Source organism: Maribacter sp., assembly GCA_020629415.1.
Lineage (GTDB): Bacteria > Bacteroidota > Bacteroidia > Flavobacteriales > Flavobacteriaceae > Maribacter > Maribacter huludaoensis.
On sequence record JAHDDL010000015.1, the window covers coordinates 70,864 to 86,305 of the forward strand.

At 35.6% G+C, this 15,442-nt stretch carries 16 protein-coding genes and 1 riboswitch; of the genes, 6 read left to right on the forward strand and 10 right to left on the reverse strand.

The annotated features are described in order from the left end of the window. On the reverse strand, positions 1-1,231 hold a 1,231-nt coding region (locus QZ657_RS08175; protein WP_291966160.1), incomplete at its 3' end, for an AMP-binding protein. A 216-nt stretch (positions 1,232-1,447) separates the two neighbouring features. Between QZ657_RS08175 and QZ657_RS08180 the strand changes: the two genes are divergently transcribed. Together QZ657_RS08180 and QZ657_RS08185 are read left to right on the forward strand one after the other, a co-directional pair. Beyond that, entirely contained in the window at positions 1,448-2,725 is a 1,278-nt protein-coding gene (locus QZ657_RS08180) for a hypothetical protein (protein ID WP_291966162.1), read from the forward strand. Positions 2,726-2,764: 39 nt separating this feature from the next. After that, on the forward strand, positions 2,765-3,985 hold the full coding sequence (locus QZ657_RS08185; RefSeq protein WP_291966164.1) for a Pycsar system effector family protein: 1,221 nt from the start codon (positions 2,765-2,767) through the stop codon (positions 3,983-3,985). 10 nt (positions 3,986-3,995) lie between these two features. Here QZ657_RS08185 and QZ657_RS08190 read toward each other — a convergent pair whose 3' ends face one another. The 3 genes from QZ657_RS08190 to gndA are packed head-to-tail and all read right to left on the reverse strand — an operon-like array spanning position 3,996 to position 6,332. Beyond that, positions 3,996-4,334: a GIY-YIG nuclease family protein gene (locus QZ657_RS08190; protein WP_291961985.1), complete on the reverse strand. Its 339-nt coding sequence runs from the start codon at positions 4,332-4,334 to the stop codon at positions 3,996-3,998. Between the two features lie 47 nt (positions 4,335-4,381). Beyond that, entirely contained in the window at positions 4,382-4,921 is a 540-nt protein-coding gene (locus tag QZ657_RS08195) for a DUF3124 domain-containing protein (RefSeq protein ID WP_276472223.1), read from the reverse strand. A 10-nt stretch (positions 4,922-4,931) separates the two neighbouring features. Beyond that, positions 4,932-6,332 (reverse strand): NADP-dependent phosphogluconate dehydrogenase, encoded by a 1,401-nt coding sequence (gene gndA / locus QZ657_RS08200; RefSeq protein ID WP_291966165.1) that lies wholly within the window; start codon positions 6,330-6,332, stop codon positions 4,932-4,934. 184 nt (positions 6,333-6,516) lie between these two features. Between gndA and zwf the strand changes: the two genes are divergently transcribed. Both zwf and pgl read left to right on the forward strand, forming a co-directional pair. After that, entirely contained in the window at positions 6,517-8,049 is a 1,533-nt protein-coding gene (gene zwf, locus QZ657_RS08205; RefSeq protein ID WP_291966167.1) for a glucose-6-phosphate dehydrogenase, read from the forward strand. A 34-nt stretch (positions 8,050-8,083) separates the two neighbouring features. After that, positions 8,084-8,809, forward strand: a complete 726-nt coding sequence (gene pgl, locus QZ657_RS08210; protein ID WP_291962711.1) for a 6-phosphogluconolactonase — start codon at positions 8,084-8,086, stop codon at positions 8,807-8,809. Here pgl and QZ657_RS08215 read toward each other — a convergent pair. The 4 genes from QZ657_RS08215 to QZ657_RS08230 all read right to left on the reverse strand — a co-directional run bounded on the left by QZ657_RS08215 (position 8,790) and on the right by QZ657_RS08230 (position 11,915). After that, complete coding sequence (locus QZ657_RS08215; RefSeq protein WP_291966169.1) at positions 8,790-9,335, reverse strand: acyl-CoA thioesterase; 546 nt, start codon at positions 9,333-9,335, stop codon at positions 8,790-8,792. The genes pgl and QZ657_RS08215 overlap by 20 nt on opposite strands. Positions 9,336-9,353: 18 nt before the next feature. Then, entirely contained in the window at positions 9,354-9,719 is a 366-nt protein-coding gene (locus QZ657_RS08220; protein ID WP_276472228.1) for a 6-phosphogluconate dehydrogenase, read from the reverse strand. 32 nt (positions 9,720-9,751) lie between these two features. After that, positions 9,752-11,101, reverse strand: coding sequence for a DNA recombination protein RmuC (gene rmuC / locus QZ657_RS08225; protein ID WP_291966176.1), 1,350 nt, complete (start codon positions 11,099-11,101; stop codon positions 9,752-9,754). A gap of 112 nt (positions 11,102-11,213) precedes the next feature. Next, complete coding sequence (locus QZ657_RS08230) at positions 11,214-11,915, reverse strand: ABC transporter ATP-binding protein (protein WP_291966179.1); 702 nt, start codon at positions 11,913-11,915, stop codon at positions 11,214-11,216. Between QZ657_RS08230 and QZ657_RS08235 the strand changes: the two genes are divergently transcribed. Continuing rightward, the gene (locus tag QZ657_RS08235) at positions 11,836-12,009 is read left to right on the forward strand and encodes a hypothetical protein (protein ID WP_291962708.1); all 174 of its coding nucleotides are present in this window, start codon (positions 11,836-11,838) and stop codon (positions 12,007-12,009) included. The two genes, QZ657_RS08230 and QZ657_RS08235, sit on opposite strands and share 80 nt — an antisense overlap. Positions 12,010-12,011: 2 nt before the next feature. On the opposite strand, the gene QZ657_RS08240 is transcribed toward QZ657_RS08235, so the two are convergent. Both QZ657_RS08240 and QZ657_RS08245 read right to left on the reverse strand, forming a co-directional pair. Continuing rightward, the gene (locus QZ657_RS08240; RefSeq protein WP_291966171.1) at positions 12,012-13,040 is read right to left on the reverse strand and encodes a FecCD family ABC transporter permease; all 1,029 of its coding nucleotides are present in this window, start codon (positions 13,038-13,040) and stop codon (positions 12,012-12,014) included. Continuing rightward, complete coding sequence (locus QZ657_RS08245) at positions 13,041-14,213, reverse strand: ABC transporter substrate-binding protein (protein ID WP_291966173.1); 1,173 nt, start codon at positions 14,211-14,213, stop codon at positions 13,041-13,043. A gap of 46 nt (positions 14,214-14,259) precedes the next feature. After that, a riboswitch (cobalamin riboswitch) is annotated at positions 14,260-14,467 on the forward strand. Between the two features lie 33 nt (positions 14,468-14,500). Between QZ657_RS08245 and QZ657_RS08250 the strand changes: the two genes are divergently transcribed. Next, the coding region (locus QZ657_RS08250; RefSeq protein ID WP_291966174.1) for a TonB-dependent receptor at positions 14,501-15,442 on the forward strand (942 nt) is incomplete at its 3' end.

The window sequence follows — 15,442 nt, forward strand, 5'->3', positions numbered from 1 at the left end:
TGGTAAAGCTGTCTCGGCTATTGGTCTTAAAATAAGACTTTATTACCCATGCGCCCTTTACTTGTAATTCTCCCATAGTCTTGCCATCACGTGGAGCAACTTTTCCGTCATCGCCAACAATTCGCATTTCTATGCCGGGAAACTCGATTCCCTGCTTGGCGCGTATTTTAATTTGCTCTTTCTCGTTAAGATTTTCATGTTTTTTCTGAAGTCTACTTGCGGTACCAAGTGGAGACGTTTCTGTCATGCCCCAAGCTTGAACACCTTTAATACCAAAATCTTTTTCAAAATTTTCGATAAGACTAGCCGATAGGGCAGAACCGCCTACTAAATATTCTTCTAAAGCTAATTTGTACTTTGGTGGGTTTTTTTTCATTTCCTCATAAACGCCTCTCCATATAGAAGGTACACCGTTGGCCTTGTTAATATTTTCATTTTTAAGAATTCTTATAATCGCTTCCGGTCCTAAATGTAAAGAAGGCATTACCATGTCTGATCCTGTTAAAAGGCACATGTAAGGAAAGCCCCAGGCCATAACATGAAATTGTGGTACAATCAATAATATGACATCCCTGTTACTGTAATTACCCGCATTGGGCGATAGTATGGTCATTGCATGTAAATAGGTAGATCTGTGTGAGTATAATACCCCTTTGGGCATGCCTGTAGTTCCGCTCGTATAGCACATGCCGCTTGCATCGTTCTCGTTGAGTTCTGGCCAGTCTATCGTTTCTAATTGCTCGCCTATTAAATCTTCGTAATGTATAATATTTTGTAAACTCGTTGTAAAACCTTTAGGGGCATTTATTATAATGAACTTTTCTACCGTTTCTAATTTTGGTGCAATTTTTTCTAATAAGGGAACTAGGGTGGCGTCTACAAAAATGACCTTGTCTTCAGAATGATTGATTATAAATTCTGTCTGTTGAGATGACAGCCTAATATTTATAGTATGGCAGACTGCGCCAATACCTGGAATTCCATAATATAGTTCCACATGTTGGTAATGGTTCCAGGCAAAAGTGCCCACCATATCCCCTTTACGGATGCCAAGTTTGTTTTTTAATGCATTTGCCAATTGACAACATCTTTTGTAGAGTTGGTCGTATGTATATTCATGTCTACTTCCATCAGGTAGGTAAGAGATTAGTTTTTTATCGGGAAAGGCACTTTTTGCATAATTTAATATGGTAGTGGTGGTTAGTGGGTAATCCATTATCAATCCATTCATAAAAACACACTTTTAAGTTATTCAATTTGCTTAACTATTAAATTTAATCAAATTATAATGAGAATTCATTAATTTTTTAATATTCAAAAAAATGATGTACCCTATAATGTTCAGAATAAATGGTCTACTGTTTAAGGTTAAAAAATAAATTTATCAGAGGATTCATTAAGGCCATTAAGCTGTACTCTTGTTTCTGAGAAAATTAAATTCTGCAAATTGAAAAAAATAGCATTCTTGATCTTGGTTTTATTTTTGGTGTTCTTGGGATTGACCTATTGGTCATTATCCAGTACGGATAAATCTTTTGAAACTTGTAAGATTGTTGGGATTGCAGATGTTGAAGAAATTGACTTTAGCAAGTATGATTCTATATTGGTTGCTGCAAGCACGCTATATGAAGGAAATGGTTTAAAAAATGTGATGCAGGGAGAACAGTATAGAAAAGCATGGTCTACTCCTGTAAAAGTGCCAATTCTTTACTTGAAGGATATTAATGGTAATGCAAAAATAGTGGAAGAGGGCGGCGGCCAGCAAACACATTCTTTAAAACTACGGATAGATGATGGTACCTTAATGACATTGCGTAGTGTTTCTAAAGACCCTTCTCCTTTAATTCCAAAAGTTGCCAAGACATTAGGGTTAGAAAATATTGTGGTTGACGGTATCTCTGCCCAACATCCATATGCTGCATTGGTCGTAGCAAAACTTTCTAAAAAAGCGAAGATTTTAAATACCAGACCACAACTGGTATTCTTGCCAAAGCAAAAACAGCTATTAAATTATAACGAGAAATATGGTAATCGACTTTTTCTTTTGGAATACGAAACAAAGGGAAATGCAAACTGGTTGGGATTACAAAATGTAGATAGTTTATTGGATACGGATAATCTACAAAAGTTGAAAATGAAAAATCCCGATAAGGTTCACGTAGTCATAAATTCATTGGTCAGAGCACGTTTATTTGATTTGCTGATAGGTGATTGGGATCGTCATGCCAAACAATGGGGTTGGGCTATTGAAAACGCAGGTAATTCAATAAATGCAATACCGTTACCATGTGATCGGGATAATGCTTTTTTTAATCTAGAAGGTATTTTGCCCAGTATAATTTCTAACGATGCATTTCTTCCAGAGGTGCAATCTTTTGAAAAGGAAATTGATTTTCTTCCCGGACTAATCTCACCGTTTGATGTTTATTTTATGCAAGACGTACCTGCATCGGTATTTGAAGAAGAGGCTAGGGATTTACAAGAAATGCTAACTGATGGGGCAATAGAATCATCTTTCTCCGTATGGCCAAATGATATTTATGAATTGGATGGAAAAGAACTTATTGCCAAAATAAAAAGTAGGCGCAACGATCTTCTAGAGTATGCAGCGCTATTTCATAAAGAATTGGTGAAAAGTGAAAAATTGGATACAGCCTTAAAAGGGTCTGAAGATATACAGTTGACCAAAGAAGAAATGGCTTGTTTTAATTGCGTTGGCAACTAATTTTTACATGAAATAATTATAAACGACAAACTTGATGTTATGAAAGAATCTACCGTAGCGAAAGCTGAGAAGTATATTAGAAACTTGTTATCTGAACAGATGAACAAAAATTTTCTATTTCATAGTCAGGGTTATGCCAATAAAACCGTAGAAAAGGCCAAAAACGTTTTGGAATTTGATTCACGAGAGAATGTAGTAGTAGATGATGTGTTGTTGGCTACATGGTTTCTCCATGCCGGTTTTGCCATAGATTACCAGAATCATGTACAGGAGAGTCTACAATTGGCTACAAAGTTTTTAAATGATAATGATTGTTCAGGGCAGCGCATTGCCAATATTGTTAAATTGGTAGAAAATGCTTGGAGCGATGAAAAGCCTACCAACCATGCAGAAGCAGTACTCAAGGATGTTCGTACATGGTTTTATGCATCGGAGGATTTTGAGGAGATGCTACAATTATTAAGATTGGAACTGGAGAATTTTAATAAAAACAGTCTTGACCTAGATACATGGCGATTAAACTATTTGGAAAAACTTCGAATTGAACATCGATATTATACGGATTATGCAAAAGAAAATTGGCAGGAGCAGAAAGAAAAAAATATCTTATCGCTAATCTCTAGGCTACAAAAAGCTGAAAAAACCGAAAAGAAAGAAAAACTAAAAGCAAAATTAAAAGATGATAGTCCGCAACGTGCCATTCAATCTTTATATCGAATAGAACTTAGGAATCATATAAAATTGAGTGATATAGCGGATACCAAGGCTAATATTTTATTATCTGTAAATGCTATTATCATTTCCTTGTTATTGGCAAATCTGATACCGAAACTGGATTCACCATCAAATTCGTATTTAATTTATCCAACAGTAATTTTTGTTCTATTCAGTATTGCATCTATGATTATGTCTGTTTTGGCTACACGGCCAAAAGTGAGTAATACGGATGTTGTTGAAAATGAAATTAAGAAGAAGGATACCAATTTTTTGTTTTTCGGAAATTTTCACACCATGACTTTGAGTGACTTTAAATCTAAATTAAGGGATATTATAAAAAGCAAAGAGTCTATTTATGATTCTTTGAGTATGGATTTATATTATCTAGGGAAAGTATTACAGGAAAAATATAGATTGTTACGGTTAACGTATACGGTGTTTCTTATTGGCGTTATACTATCTGTTATAGCATTTGGCTTTGCGCTAAAATATTACGGTATGGAAGATGAATTTTTAGATGCCGTAACACCCTTGCCAAAGTAATTGATTGTCACTAGTTAAACCAAACCGCGTATTTTTTGCGTCTAAGTTCAAGTGCTAATTGCTCTTCCATTTTTAAAGCCTGGGCTCTTGTTTTAATTGGATCTATATGATTAAAAAGACTTCCGCGTAGATACAAGCCGTATTTCTGAACAATTTTAGAGGAAAGGTTATGTCCTTTTTTACTTAAAGAACCATTTTTATGTTGGTTAAACCGCTCTTTAGGGGTTTTGCTTGTCATGCCTACATATAAACATTCTAGTACACCGTTAAATTGAGGATTTGCCTCCCGAAATTTTCTGTTTTCGGTATATACCTTTTTAGATAGTTCAATAACGTAAATAGAATACATGTACTTTAGTGTGATAAACGGACTTTAATTGCGTTCATTTGCTTGGGTTATTCTTCTATAACCTCAATGCCGTCAGTAGTAAAAGAAAAAGCTTGAGCGCCAAGGCCTCCTACCATCACTGCTTGAAATAATGGATTTAGTCGTTTTTTAGCGTACCAATCTATTAAAAAATTAGCCCCACTACCACCAGAGGTATCTTGTTGTTCTATAACATAATCAATAGATTCCATTGGGGTAAGGTAAATAGGGGAGTCTATATAACTTCTTACCAAATCTCCCTCTGTATTGTAGTAATCGATCTTGCTTACGAACAAACTGTCCTTTAAACTGGTATTTCTTATGCTTAGGGTAGCAGTAAGAAGTGTTCTTGAGTCTCTTGTTTGATTATAGATATCTGAGTATATAGGCACATATACTTGCCTAACAAGAGAATCATTTATAGTAGCATTTGCAGCTCTGTTCAAAGTATGGTTATCCAGTATTTCTACAGGAACTTCTTCTTTTGAAGGTTGCTTGCAGGATATAATTGTAATTGCAGAAACAACCAAAAGGCAAATGCTACTAAAAGATATGTGTAATTTTCTCAAATTTTAAAATTTAATCTTCCCATTCTGTATGAAAAATACCTTCACGGTCTAAACGCTCATAGGTATGAGAGCCAAAGTAATCTCGTTGTGCCTGTATAAGGTTCAAAGGTAATTTACTAGAGGTATAGGCGTCAAAATAAGTAAGCGAATTTGATAGACCAGGCAACGGAATTCCGTTTTGTGCACCAAATGCTACCAGTTCCCTTGCGGCACCTATGGTTTCTTTTACTTTATCCACAAAATTTGGAGATAGCAATAAGTTTGGCAATGTTGGTTCGGCTTTAAAAGCCTCAGTGATATCGGCTAACAATCCGGCACGAATGATGCAGCCTGCTCTCCAAATTTTAGCAATTTCAGAAATATCCAAGTTATAACCATATTCTCTAGAGGCATCCGCTAATTGATGTAGACCTTGGGAATAAGTGATAATAAATGAAAAGTATAAAGCCTTTTCCGTTAAGGATTCTAGCTTTTCTTTATCCATGTGTGCTACGGTTGGTCTGTCATATAAGGCATCGGCTTTAATTCTTTCGTCCTTCAATGCAGAAAGTTCGCGCATACTTACGGCAACATCTATTGAAGGAACGGGAATACCAAGATCCATGGCATTTTGGCTCGTCCATTTACCAGTACCTTTTTGTTTGGCCTTATCCAATATTTGATCTACCAATCTGCCTTCCGTTAAATCATCTTTTTGTTCAAAAATTTCAGAAGTAATTTCAACTAAGAAAGATTGTAATCTTCCTGAGTTCCATTTCGCAAAAGTACCGTGCAATTCATCATTATTGTAATCGCCTCCTTTTTTGAGCACATCATATATTTCAGACGTTAACTGCATTAGTCCATATTCAATACCGTTATGAACCATTTTCACGTAGTTACCGGCAGATTTTGGACCTAGGTATGCTACACATGGTTCGCCGTTATATTTGGCGGATACGGCTTCAAAAATTGGTTTAATATGTTCATAGGCAGATTTTGAACCACCTGGCATAATACTAGGTCCTTTACGGGCACCTTTTGCACCACCGGAAACCCCTGCTCCAAAAAAGTTGATACCTCTCTCTTGTAAGTAAGATTCTCTTCTGTCCGTATCGGTAAAGAAAGAGTTACCGCCGTCTATTATTATATCTCCCTTGTCAATATGCGGTAACAGAGATTCTATAACGGCGTCTACAATTTTACCAGCAGGCACCAAAAGCATTATTTTACGTGGTTGCTTAAGGTTCTTTACAAACGTTTTTATGTTGCTAGATGCACTTACCTTATCTAAATCTCCTCCTAAAGTCTTTAAAGTCTCTACTTTTTCATCATCTAAATCATATCCGTAGGCAGAGAATCCGTTGTCGGCCACATTAAGGATAAAATTTTGTCCCATTACTCCAAGACCTACTAAACCAAAATCGTACATAAATTGAATGTTTTATAATTAGAATACATCAAAATGTTACAATTTTTAATTATTTATTGTCAGTAACATAATGTGAATCAAAAATAATTTAAAATATTGACTTTAAATCCAAATTGTATCTTAATAACGCCCAATAATGGCTTACTTTTTAAGATATTTGAAGAATAAAGAATATCTACCTAAAATGAAAAAGACAGAAAATCAAATGCTCATAATCTTTGGGGCATCTGGAGATTTAACGGCAAGAAAACTTATACCTGCAATATTTAATTTATATAAGGGAAATGACTTACCTGATAATTTTGTGGTACTGGGTGTAAGTAGAAGTGATCTTGGCGATTTAAAATTTAGGAACAAGGTAGTTTTAGAAAGCCCTTATTTAGAACAGGAGCGTGAGGAATTTGATGCAGATTATATTCAAAAATTTGCAGATAAGCTCTTTTACGAAGATTTGGGTTCTGATTATGATATATCATATGAGCGTTTGGAAAAGCGCATTTCTGATCTTGATCAGAAATATGGTACGGAAGGCAATCATATGTTCTATTTGTCTACGCCACCAAGCTTATATGAACCAATAGCAAAGAATTTATCTGACCAAGGTCTAAATGATGAAATAAAGGGTTGGAGAAGAATTATAGTAGAAAAACCTTTTGGGTACAGTTTAGAATCGGCAAAGGAATTAAATGACGGTTTGCATACCTATTTTAAAGAAGGCCAGATATTTAGAATTGACCATTACCTTGGTAAGGAAACTGTTCAGAATTTATTGGTAACACGTTTTGCCAATAGCATTTTTGAGCCACTTTGGAACAGAAATTATATTCACCATGTAGAAATTACGAATGCCGAAAGTGTAGGTGTAGAAAAAAGAGGAGGATATTACGATAAATCTGGGGCATTAAGAGATATGTTTCAGAGTCATTTATTGCAGATAGTAGCGTTGATCGTAATGGAGCCACCGTTGAGTGCCGATGCAGAAGAAATTCGTAATGAGAAGCTGAAGGCATTAAAGTCGCTCAGGATTATGAACGACGAGAAAACGCTTTTTGAAAATACGATCAGGGCACAATACGTGTCCTCTAAAATAGACGGACAAGAAGTAAAGGGCTACAGAGAAGAAGAAGGGGTTGATAAAAACTCAACTACAGAAACCTTTGCGGCGGTGAAATTCTTTGTGGATAACTGGCGTTGGGCAGATGTTCCCTTTTACGTAAGAACAGCCAAACGTATGCCTACAAAGGTAACAGAGGTAGTTATACATTTTAAAACTCCGCATCATCAAATTTTTAAGGAATCCGGTATTAGTAACAAGGACAACAAGTTGGTAATACGTATACAACCAGATGAAGGTATTCTAATAAAGTTCGGTGTTAAAGTACCGGGGCAAGGGTTTGAGGTAGAACGTGCGAATATGGATTTCTATTATTCCAGTTTAACCGAAACACATGTTATGGAAGCTTATGAGCGTCTCTTGTTAGATGCGATGCAAGGAGATGCTACTTTATATGCAAGAGCTGATGAAGTTGAGGCGGCCTGGGCTTTTGTGGATCCAATTTTAGATTACTGGAAAGATGGAAAGGATGTAAAAATGTACGGTTATGCGGCCGGAGTTTGGGGTCCTGAAAATGCCAATGAGTTAATTGAAGGTGTTGGCGAATGGAGAAATCCTAGCGAGAATTTAGCAGATGAATCGGGCTACTGCGTAATTTGCTAATTGGTTATAAGATTAATTAAAGCGTGTATTAAAAATGGAATTGAAAGTATATCAAAATAAAGTAAAGGTTGCCGAAGAATTTTCTAAGTATTTGATCGAAAAATCAGGTACACAGAAAGCTTTTCATATAGCCCTGTCTGGTGGTAGTACACCTAAAATAGTATTCGATGTTCTTGCAGAACAATTTGCCGATAATGTAGATTGGAAGAATATACATTTATACTGGGGAGATGAAAGATGTGTAGCGCCTACCGATAGTGAGAGTAATTATAAAATGACGGTAGAACATCTTATTTCTAAAGTAGATATACCAGAAGCTAATATTCATAGAATTAAAGGAGAAAACGACTCAAAGGACGAAGCGAAACGTTACGGGGAGTTATTGGAGAAAGAGTTGCCAAAAGAATTAGGTCTGCCACAATTCGATTTGGTTATTCTTGGTATGGGAGATGATGGTCATACTGCTTCTATTTTTCCTCATGAAATTAATCTATGGGTTTCACCGGATAATTGCGAGGTGGCTATTCACCCGGAATCGGGTCAACGCCGCGTGTCTCTTACAGGTAGAATCATCAATAATGCCAAAACGGTCGCCTTTTTGGTTACTGGCGAGAGTAAAGCTGAAAAAGTAAAGATAATTGTTGATAGGGAAGAGGGATATTTAGAGTACCCTGCAAGTCACGTAGCACCTAAAACAAAAGACCTGGTCTGGTTTTTAGATGCCGCCGCGGCAAAGCTTCTTACTTCATATCGATCTTAATATTTTCAGATTTCAATTCCTGAATATATTCTTTGGAATTAAAAGATTTAGATTCAAATTTAGTGTCTCTTTCTTGAGCTTCTAATTTTCTGTATTTGCTACGGGCAAATCTTCTAATACCTTGATCATCGTAAATTATTAAACCTGGTACGGGAACATTTTTACCATCTGTTCCCTTGGCTACCATGGTAAAGTAAGACGAGTTACAATGCTTTTTGGTACCTGAGGTAATGTTCTCTGATTCTACACGCACACCTACTACCATAGATGTTCTGCCGGTATAGTTTATACTGGCCTTTAAGGTCACCAATTCGCCAACTTCTATAGGGTTTAAAAAGTTTACACGGTTTACGGATGCGGTTACGCAATACTGTTGAGAGTGTTTTGAGGCACAGGCAAAGGCAATCTGATCCATTAGGTTCAATATGTATCCACCATGTACTTTTCCTCCAAAATTAGAGTGGGAAGGTAGCATCAACTCTGTAATAGAAACCCTTGACTCTTTAACGCTTTTAAATTTTTTCATAGTCTTCTGGTCTCTTTTTTAATTTCTAAAATGCGGAGATTTTTCGGCATGTACCTCGGTAACAAAATATTTGGTATCGCCTAGCCAAAAGAAGGTCGCATAACGTTCTACATAACTTACTTTTACGTATTGGCCTTGATATTCCTGTAATTTTTCAATAACATCTTTGTCTTTGTCCAATACTGAAAAAGAGAATATTTGAGCACCTGAAATACCTTGGCTAATTTCACCTTCCCAAGTTTTTGCTATCACCCCTTTACGGCTAATTTTAATCAATTCTCCAGACCTTACGCCTTCACTAAAAGTAACAAAATATATAAAGGCATAATACAGCGCACCAATAATGACTACGCTTAATAAAAGTAATGATACTATCTTTTTCATGTATTTAATTTTAATATAGTTAATGGTTATAATTACAATTTTAATTTAGGTTCTTCTTCAAGATCATCATCTTCAAGCGCTCTATTAATAAGCGGTTCTGGAATGGATTTTTTAGCTTTCGCACCCATTTTTTTAAGCTTTTCAATGCTAGTGATGATATTACCTCTACCATTGACCAATTTGTTCATGGCACCACGGTATTCATCTTTTGCATCATCCATTTTCTTGCCTACCTTCATTAAGTCACTTACGAAGCCTTCAAATTTATCATAAAGTGCACCAGCTTGCCGTGCAATTTCAATAGCATTTCGTTGCTGCTTCTCATTGTTCCACATGCTATCTATGGTACGCAAGGTAGCAAGAAGTGTTGAAGGAGTGACAATAATAATATTTTGTTCAAAAGCTTTATTGTATAAAGAACTATCTTGATTAATGGCAATGGCGAATGCAGGTTCAATGGGGACGAACATTAGTACAAAATCTGGACTCTCCATTTCATATAAATCCTCATATTTCTTAGCGGATAATTGATCAACGTGTCTTCTTAATGAGTTAATGTGGTCTTTTAGAAACTTTTCTCTAAGTTCATCTTCAGCATTTACATAACGCTCATAATCTGTTAAGGATACTTTAGAATCTACCACCATTTTCTTGCCGTCCGGTAGGTTGATGATGACATCTGGTAACACGCGGCTACCATCTTCACGAGTAAAACTTTGTTGCACATTATATTCGCGGTCTTTCTCTAAACCTGATTTTTCTAATACGCGTTCCAATACCAATTCTCCCCAATTACCTTGCATTTTGCTATCGCCTTTCAAGGCTTTGGTCAAGTTTTCGGCTTCTTGCGTAATTTTGATGTTTTGGGTCTGTAAATTGAGCAACTGTTCTTTTAATGCGGAATGTATGCTGATGTTTTCTTTCTGACTTTCCTCTACCTTCTTTTCAAACAGGAGTATTTTTTCATTTAAGGGAGTAAGAATATTTTTGATGTTCTTCTCATTACGTTCCGTAAATTTTAAGCTCTTTTCTTCCAATATTTTATTGGCAAGATTTTCAAATTCCTTTGTAAATTTTTCTTGAAGCTTTTCAACTTCCTCTTTCTGCTCTCTATTCTTACTCTGTAAATTTTCTATATCAGATTGATAACGCACAATTTGATTGCCTAGCCGTTCTTTTTCTGACTGTAACTGTTCCTTTTGTATCTCACTATGCTTTAATCTATCCTGAAAAACAGAAAGATTATTGAGCATTTGTTGTTCTCTCTCCTCTAAAGTGCTTTGACGGGATTTTGTTTTAAGAAGCTGAATATAGTTACCCAAAAAATATCCGATGGCAATACATAGGACAGCAATGATTAAGTAAATATAGATTTCGTTCATTCTTATGCTAAAGTAATCTGGTAAAGATACTTGATTGCTCAATAAAGTTTAAAAGAGCTGGTCTGTTTTTAATTAACATACCAACTTTAATTTCTTATATATGTTGAAAAACCTATTTCTTGATTTTAAAAGAGCCGGTATTAGGGTCAAAGGAAATTGTGTCTGTAGGGAAGAGAGAATCAAATTTTTTATTTTCAATTAATGCACATGGTTCATTAAATGCGTTCTCTTTTCCGTCTAAAATCAACATTTTATCACATAACTGGATAGCAAGCTCAATTTCGTGACTTGTAAATAAGATGACTTTTTGGGTTTTATGGGCAATTGTTTTAAGTAGCTTTAATATTTGAACCTTGTGGTAGAGATCCAAGTGAGTGGTTGGTTCATCCAATAATATAATATTCGTATCTTGAATTAAGGCCCTTGCAATAAGTACACGTTGTAATTGACCATCACTCAGTTGAAAACACTTTTTATCTAAAAACGGTTCCAACTCTAAAAGTGAAATGCTATTGTTAATAAAAGATATATCTTTCTTGGTCAATTTGCCTAACCAATTGGTATAGGGTTGTCTACCTAAAGCCAACAATTCATAAACTGAAAGGTTTTTAGAAGCGATAGGCTCAGTTAACACCACACTGATTTTAGATGCTATTTGTAGTTCGTTATAAGTTGAAAGTTTTTTTCCTTCAACTGCTATAGTACCGGAAATTTTAGGTTGAAAATTACCCAAGGTGCGTAGCAATGTAGATTTTCCTATTCCGTTGATACCAACAATAGCCGCAAGTTCTCCCTTCTTTAATTTAAAAGAAATATTGGAGACAACAACTTTGTCGTCATACCCAACGGATAGCTTGTTGATGGAAAGGGTGCTATGTGATGTGCTTTTAGTGATGTTGTCAGTTTAAAATTAGAATATCATTTTTCTTTTACGAACCAGTAGCCAAATTACTACCGGAGCTCCAAAAATACTAGTAATCGCATTTATAGGTAAAACACTAACTGATCCGGGCAATTGCGCAATAGTATCACATATCAACATTAAAATAGCGCCACAGCAAAGTACAGCGGGTATTTGAACTTTATGATCTGTGGTATGAAACAGTTGTTTGCTAATGTGCGGCACGGCCAAACCCACAAATGCTATAGGACCGGCAAAGGCCGTAATGGATCCGGCAAGTAATCCTGTGGCTATTATGATAATATAACGAGATTTTTGTAGACCTATACCTAAACTCTTAGCGTAATTTTCGCCGAGTAAAAAAGCATTTAATGGTTTAATGGATATGATGCTTAGAAAAATTCCTGTTATAGTACATAGCGCAACTATGAGTAATTGTACCCAAGATAGGTTACCTAAGCTACCAAAAGACCAAAAAATGTACTGTTGCAGCTTTTCAGCTTTAGAGAAATAAGAAAGTACACTAACAATAGCAGCGGTAATACTGCCAAACATGAGCCCTATAATCAATAGGGCCATGGTGTCTTTTACCTTCGCTGCAACTATAAGAACTAGTGATAGCACCAAAAAAGAACCAAGACTTGATGCTATAGCTAATGTGATATCATTGAAAGTAGAAAAAGCGAATGCACCCGAAAATAATGAAGTACCCATAATTAAGAGCGCAGCGCCTAAACTGGCGCCAGAACTAATACCAAGTACATACGGTCCTGCTAAAGGGTTTCTGAATAGCGTTTGCATTAGTAGTCCGCTAAGCGACAGTCCGCCACCGACCATTATAGTTGTCATTGCTTTTGGTAATCTATATTCCCAAATGATATAGTAAGAGGCATCCTCTGTAGCTGTTCCAAATAATGCTTTAAAGGTTTTAAAAAATGAAATATTTACGGAGCCCAAGCAAATGTTGATAACAAAGCATATAAGCAAAACTACCAGTAAGGCTATGAAGTATAAGCTATATGTAGATTGTTTTGGCAATTAAAGCAATGGTTTAAAAAAGTAAGGTACATAGTTAGGTAATAACCCAGGGTGTAAAATATGGATTAAATCTTTTAACACAAGATCTGGTCTTTGTGGCCCTAATTCGTAATATAGGGTACCACCGGTTTCGCCCTTGGTACTGCCCGTGGTAAATACTTTTTTTTTCTTAAAAGCATCAAATTGTGTATAGTGCTGACTAGAAGCTTCCATTTCTTTATATGTGGAAAATTGGGCAGGACCTATCCAATACTCGGCATGTTGCCCAACATCTAGCACACTTTCCCAACTTAAGGAAAGACTTCCGTTTTCATCGGTAGAATTCCATAAATACTGTGCATTGGCATCTTTTAGAAAATTTGCAGCCCAGCTTTTGCCTCCCGGCAAATACCAAACATCATTGTACATGGCACCACTAAGAACGGTAGGTTTGTTTTTTGCTCCGGCAGCTAGTTTTTTAGCTTCAAGATAGGATGTTTCAATATCATTAAAGATAGCATCTGCTTCTTGGGTTTTGTTAAAAAAAGGAGCAAAGAATTTAATCCATTCCGCTTTTCCCAAGGGTGTTTCTTCAACCCAATCACCATTATAAACTACGGGTATATTAGCGCGTTGTATGGTTTCATAAGTGCTATTGCCACCGTTTATGGCAAAGCCAAAAATTAAGTCTGGTTGTAATGCCAGGACAGCTTCGGTATTTAGACTTTCATTGACACCTAATTCTTTAATTTTTCCGGCATCTATTAATTTTCTTGTTGCCGTAGAAGAAATGTACTTGGTATCTGGAAAGCCAATAAGTTGGTTTAAAACTCCCAATTCTTCCAATGCTGGAATATGGGTAGTTGAGGTCACCACAATATGTTCAACAGGCGTTAAAATTATAGCGTCATATTCATTTTTGTTTAAAGTAATTGTAGCTTGGATTGCTTTTGGTACCAAGGCATATGTATATGTAGTTTCTGCATTTGCCCAAGGTTGTAAGACTTTGATAATTGTAATACCGTTGCTCTGATTTTGAATTTCAAAACCATTCGCATATTGTATAGATGTCCTATTAACCGTGGTTTGACTGGGAAATGCTTCTTTTTTCTCCTGTTTGCATCCGCAGAACAAAATAAAGCAACTAATAAAAAAAAAGCGTTCTAACATATTCGTAGTTCGTCTATTTTTCAAAAGTAGTATTATAAAAGTTTACTAAGAAAGATTAAACTAAATGTTTACTTTCGCCTTGAATTTTGGTTTTCATTACTTTTTGTAATGAAATTAAAAGGGAATCTAGTGAAAATCTAGAGCTGTTCCCGCAACTGTAAGCTTAGTCTTTGTTTTAAAGATGGCTGCTATTTCTTCAATGCCACTGTTATTAGTTTAATGGGAAGGTGAATAGTAGTACGTAAGTCAGGAGACCTGCCATATTCTAAATATAGATTCGATGGACTTTCGGGTAAAAAGTCGTTGTAGTGATGAAAAAATTAATTTCAATAGTACTAGTATTTTGTGCTACAGTTGGGTATGCACAACGAGATTCCATTTTAAAGTTGGATGAAGTTGTGGTGTCCGATAGTAGAGTTAAGCAGTATGCTGAGGGGTATAAAGTAACTGTATTACAAGATAGTATTATACAACGGACTAACGGATTTCTTACCTCTTTACTAGCATTTAATTCTAACATTTATTTTAAAGAGAACGGATTTGGTATGGTTTCTTCCCCTGCCTTTAGAGGAACCAATGCGTCTCATACCGCAGTTATATGGAATGGTATAAATATAAATTCACAGTTAAACGGGCAAGTAGATTTTAATACCATAAACCCTTTTAACTACAATTCTATAAGTATTCGTAGTGGCGGTGGAAGCGTGCAGTATGGCTCAGGAGCTATAGGCGGTAGTATTCATTTAAATAGCGATTTATTATTTAAAGAGCACTTTGATAATCAAGTTTCTATCGGTTATGGAAGTTATAAAACAAAAAAAATAAATTTTAATCAGAGTTATGGCAGCCGATTAATGTCCTACAGTTTAGGGGTTAATTATAATGCATCTGATAATAACTATAAGTATTTAAACACCGATGAGGAGAATAAGAATGGCGAGTTTAATAATCTAAATTTAAATTGGAATATAGGTTATGTTCTTTCTGAAAATCAGATACTGAAGTTATACCATCAAACTTTTATTAGTGATAGAAATTTGTCGGGAAACTTGGTGGTTTTAGGTAGAAGTAAGTATAAAGATAACCAGTATAGAACTCAGTTAGAGTGGGGGAGTTATGGACCAAAAGCGATATCTAAAATAAAACTAGCCTACTTGCAAGAAGAGTATAAATATTTTGAGAATAAAGATGCGGCTATTTACTCTTTTGGGAAGGTGTCTAATTTTTTAGCAAGATATTCTCTGGATTATAAG

Excerpts from the sequence above, each read along its gene's own strand:
- QZ657_RS08185 (WP_291966164.1), top strand. The coding sequence starts at position 2,765 with ATGAAAGAATCTACCGTAGCGAAAGCTGAGAAGTATATTAGAAACTTG.
- QZ657_RS08190 (WP_291961985.1), bottom strand. The coding sequence starts at position 4,334 with ATGTATTCTATTTACGTTATTGAACTATCTAAAAAGGTATATACCGAA.
- gndA (WP_291966165.1), bottom strand. The coding sequence starts at position 6,332 with ATGTACGATTTTGGTTTAGTAGGTCTTGGAGTAATGGGACAAAATTTT.
- zwf (WP_291966167.1), top strand. The coding sequence starts at position 6,517 with ATGAAAAAGACAGAAAATCAAATGCTCATAATCTTTGGGGCATCTGGA.
- pgl (WP_291962711.1), top strand. The coding sequence starts at position 8,084 with ATGGAATTGAAAGTATATCAAAATAAAGTAAAGGTTGCCGAAGAATTT.
- QZ657_RS08215 (WP_291966169.1), bottom strand. The coding sequence starts at position 9,335 with ATGAAAAAATTTAAAAGCGTTAAAGAGTCAAGGGTTTCTATTACAGAG.
- QZ657_RS08220 (WP_276472228.1), bottom strand. The coding sequence starts at position 9,719 with ATGAAAAAGATAGTATCATTACTTTTATTAAGCGTAGTCATTATTGGT.
- rmuC (WP_291966176.1), bottom strand. The coding sequence starts at position 11,101 with ATGAACGAAATCTATATTTACTTAATCATTGCTGTCCTATGTATTGCC.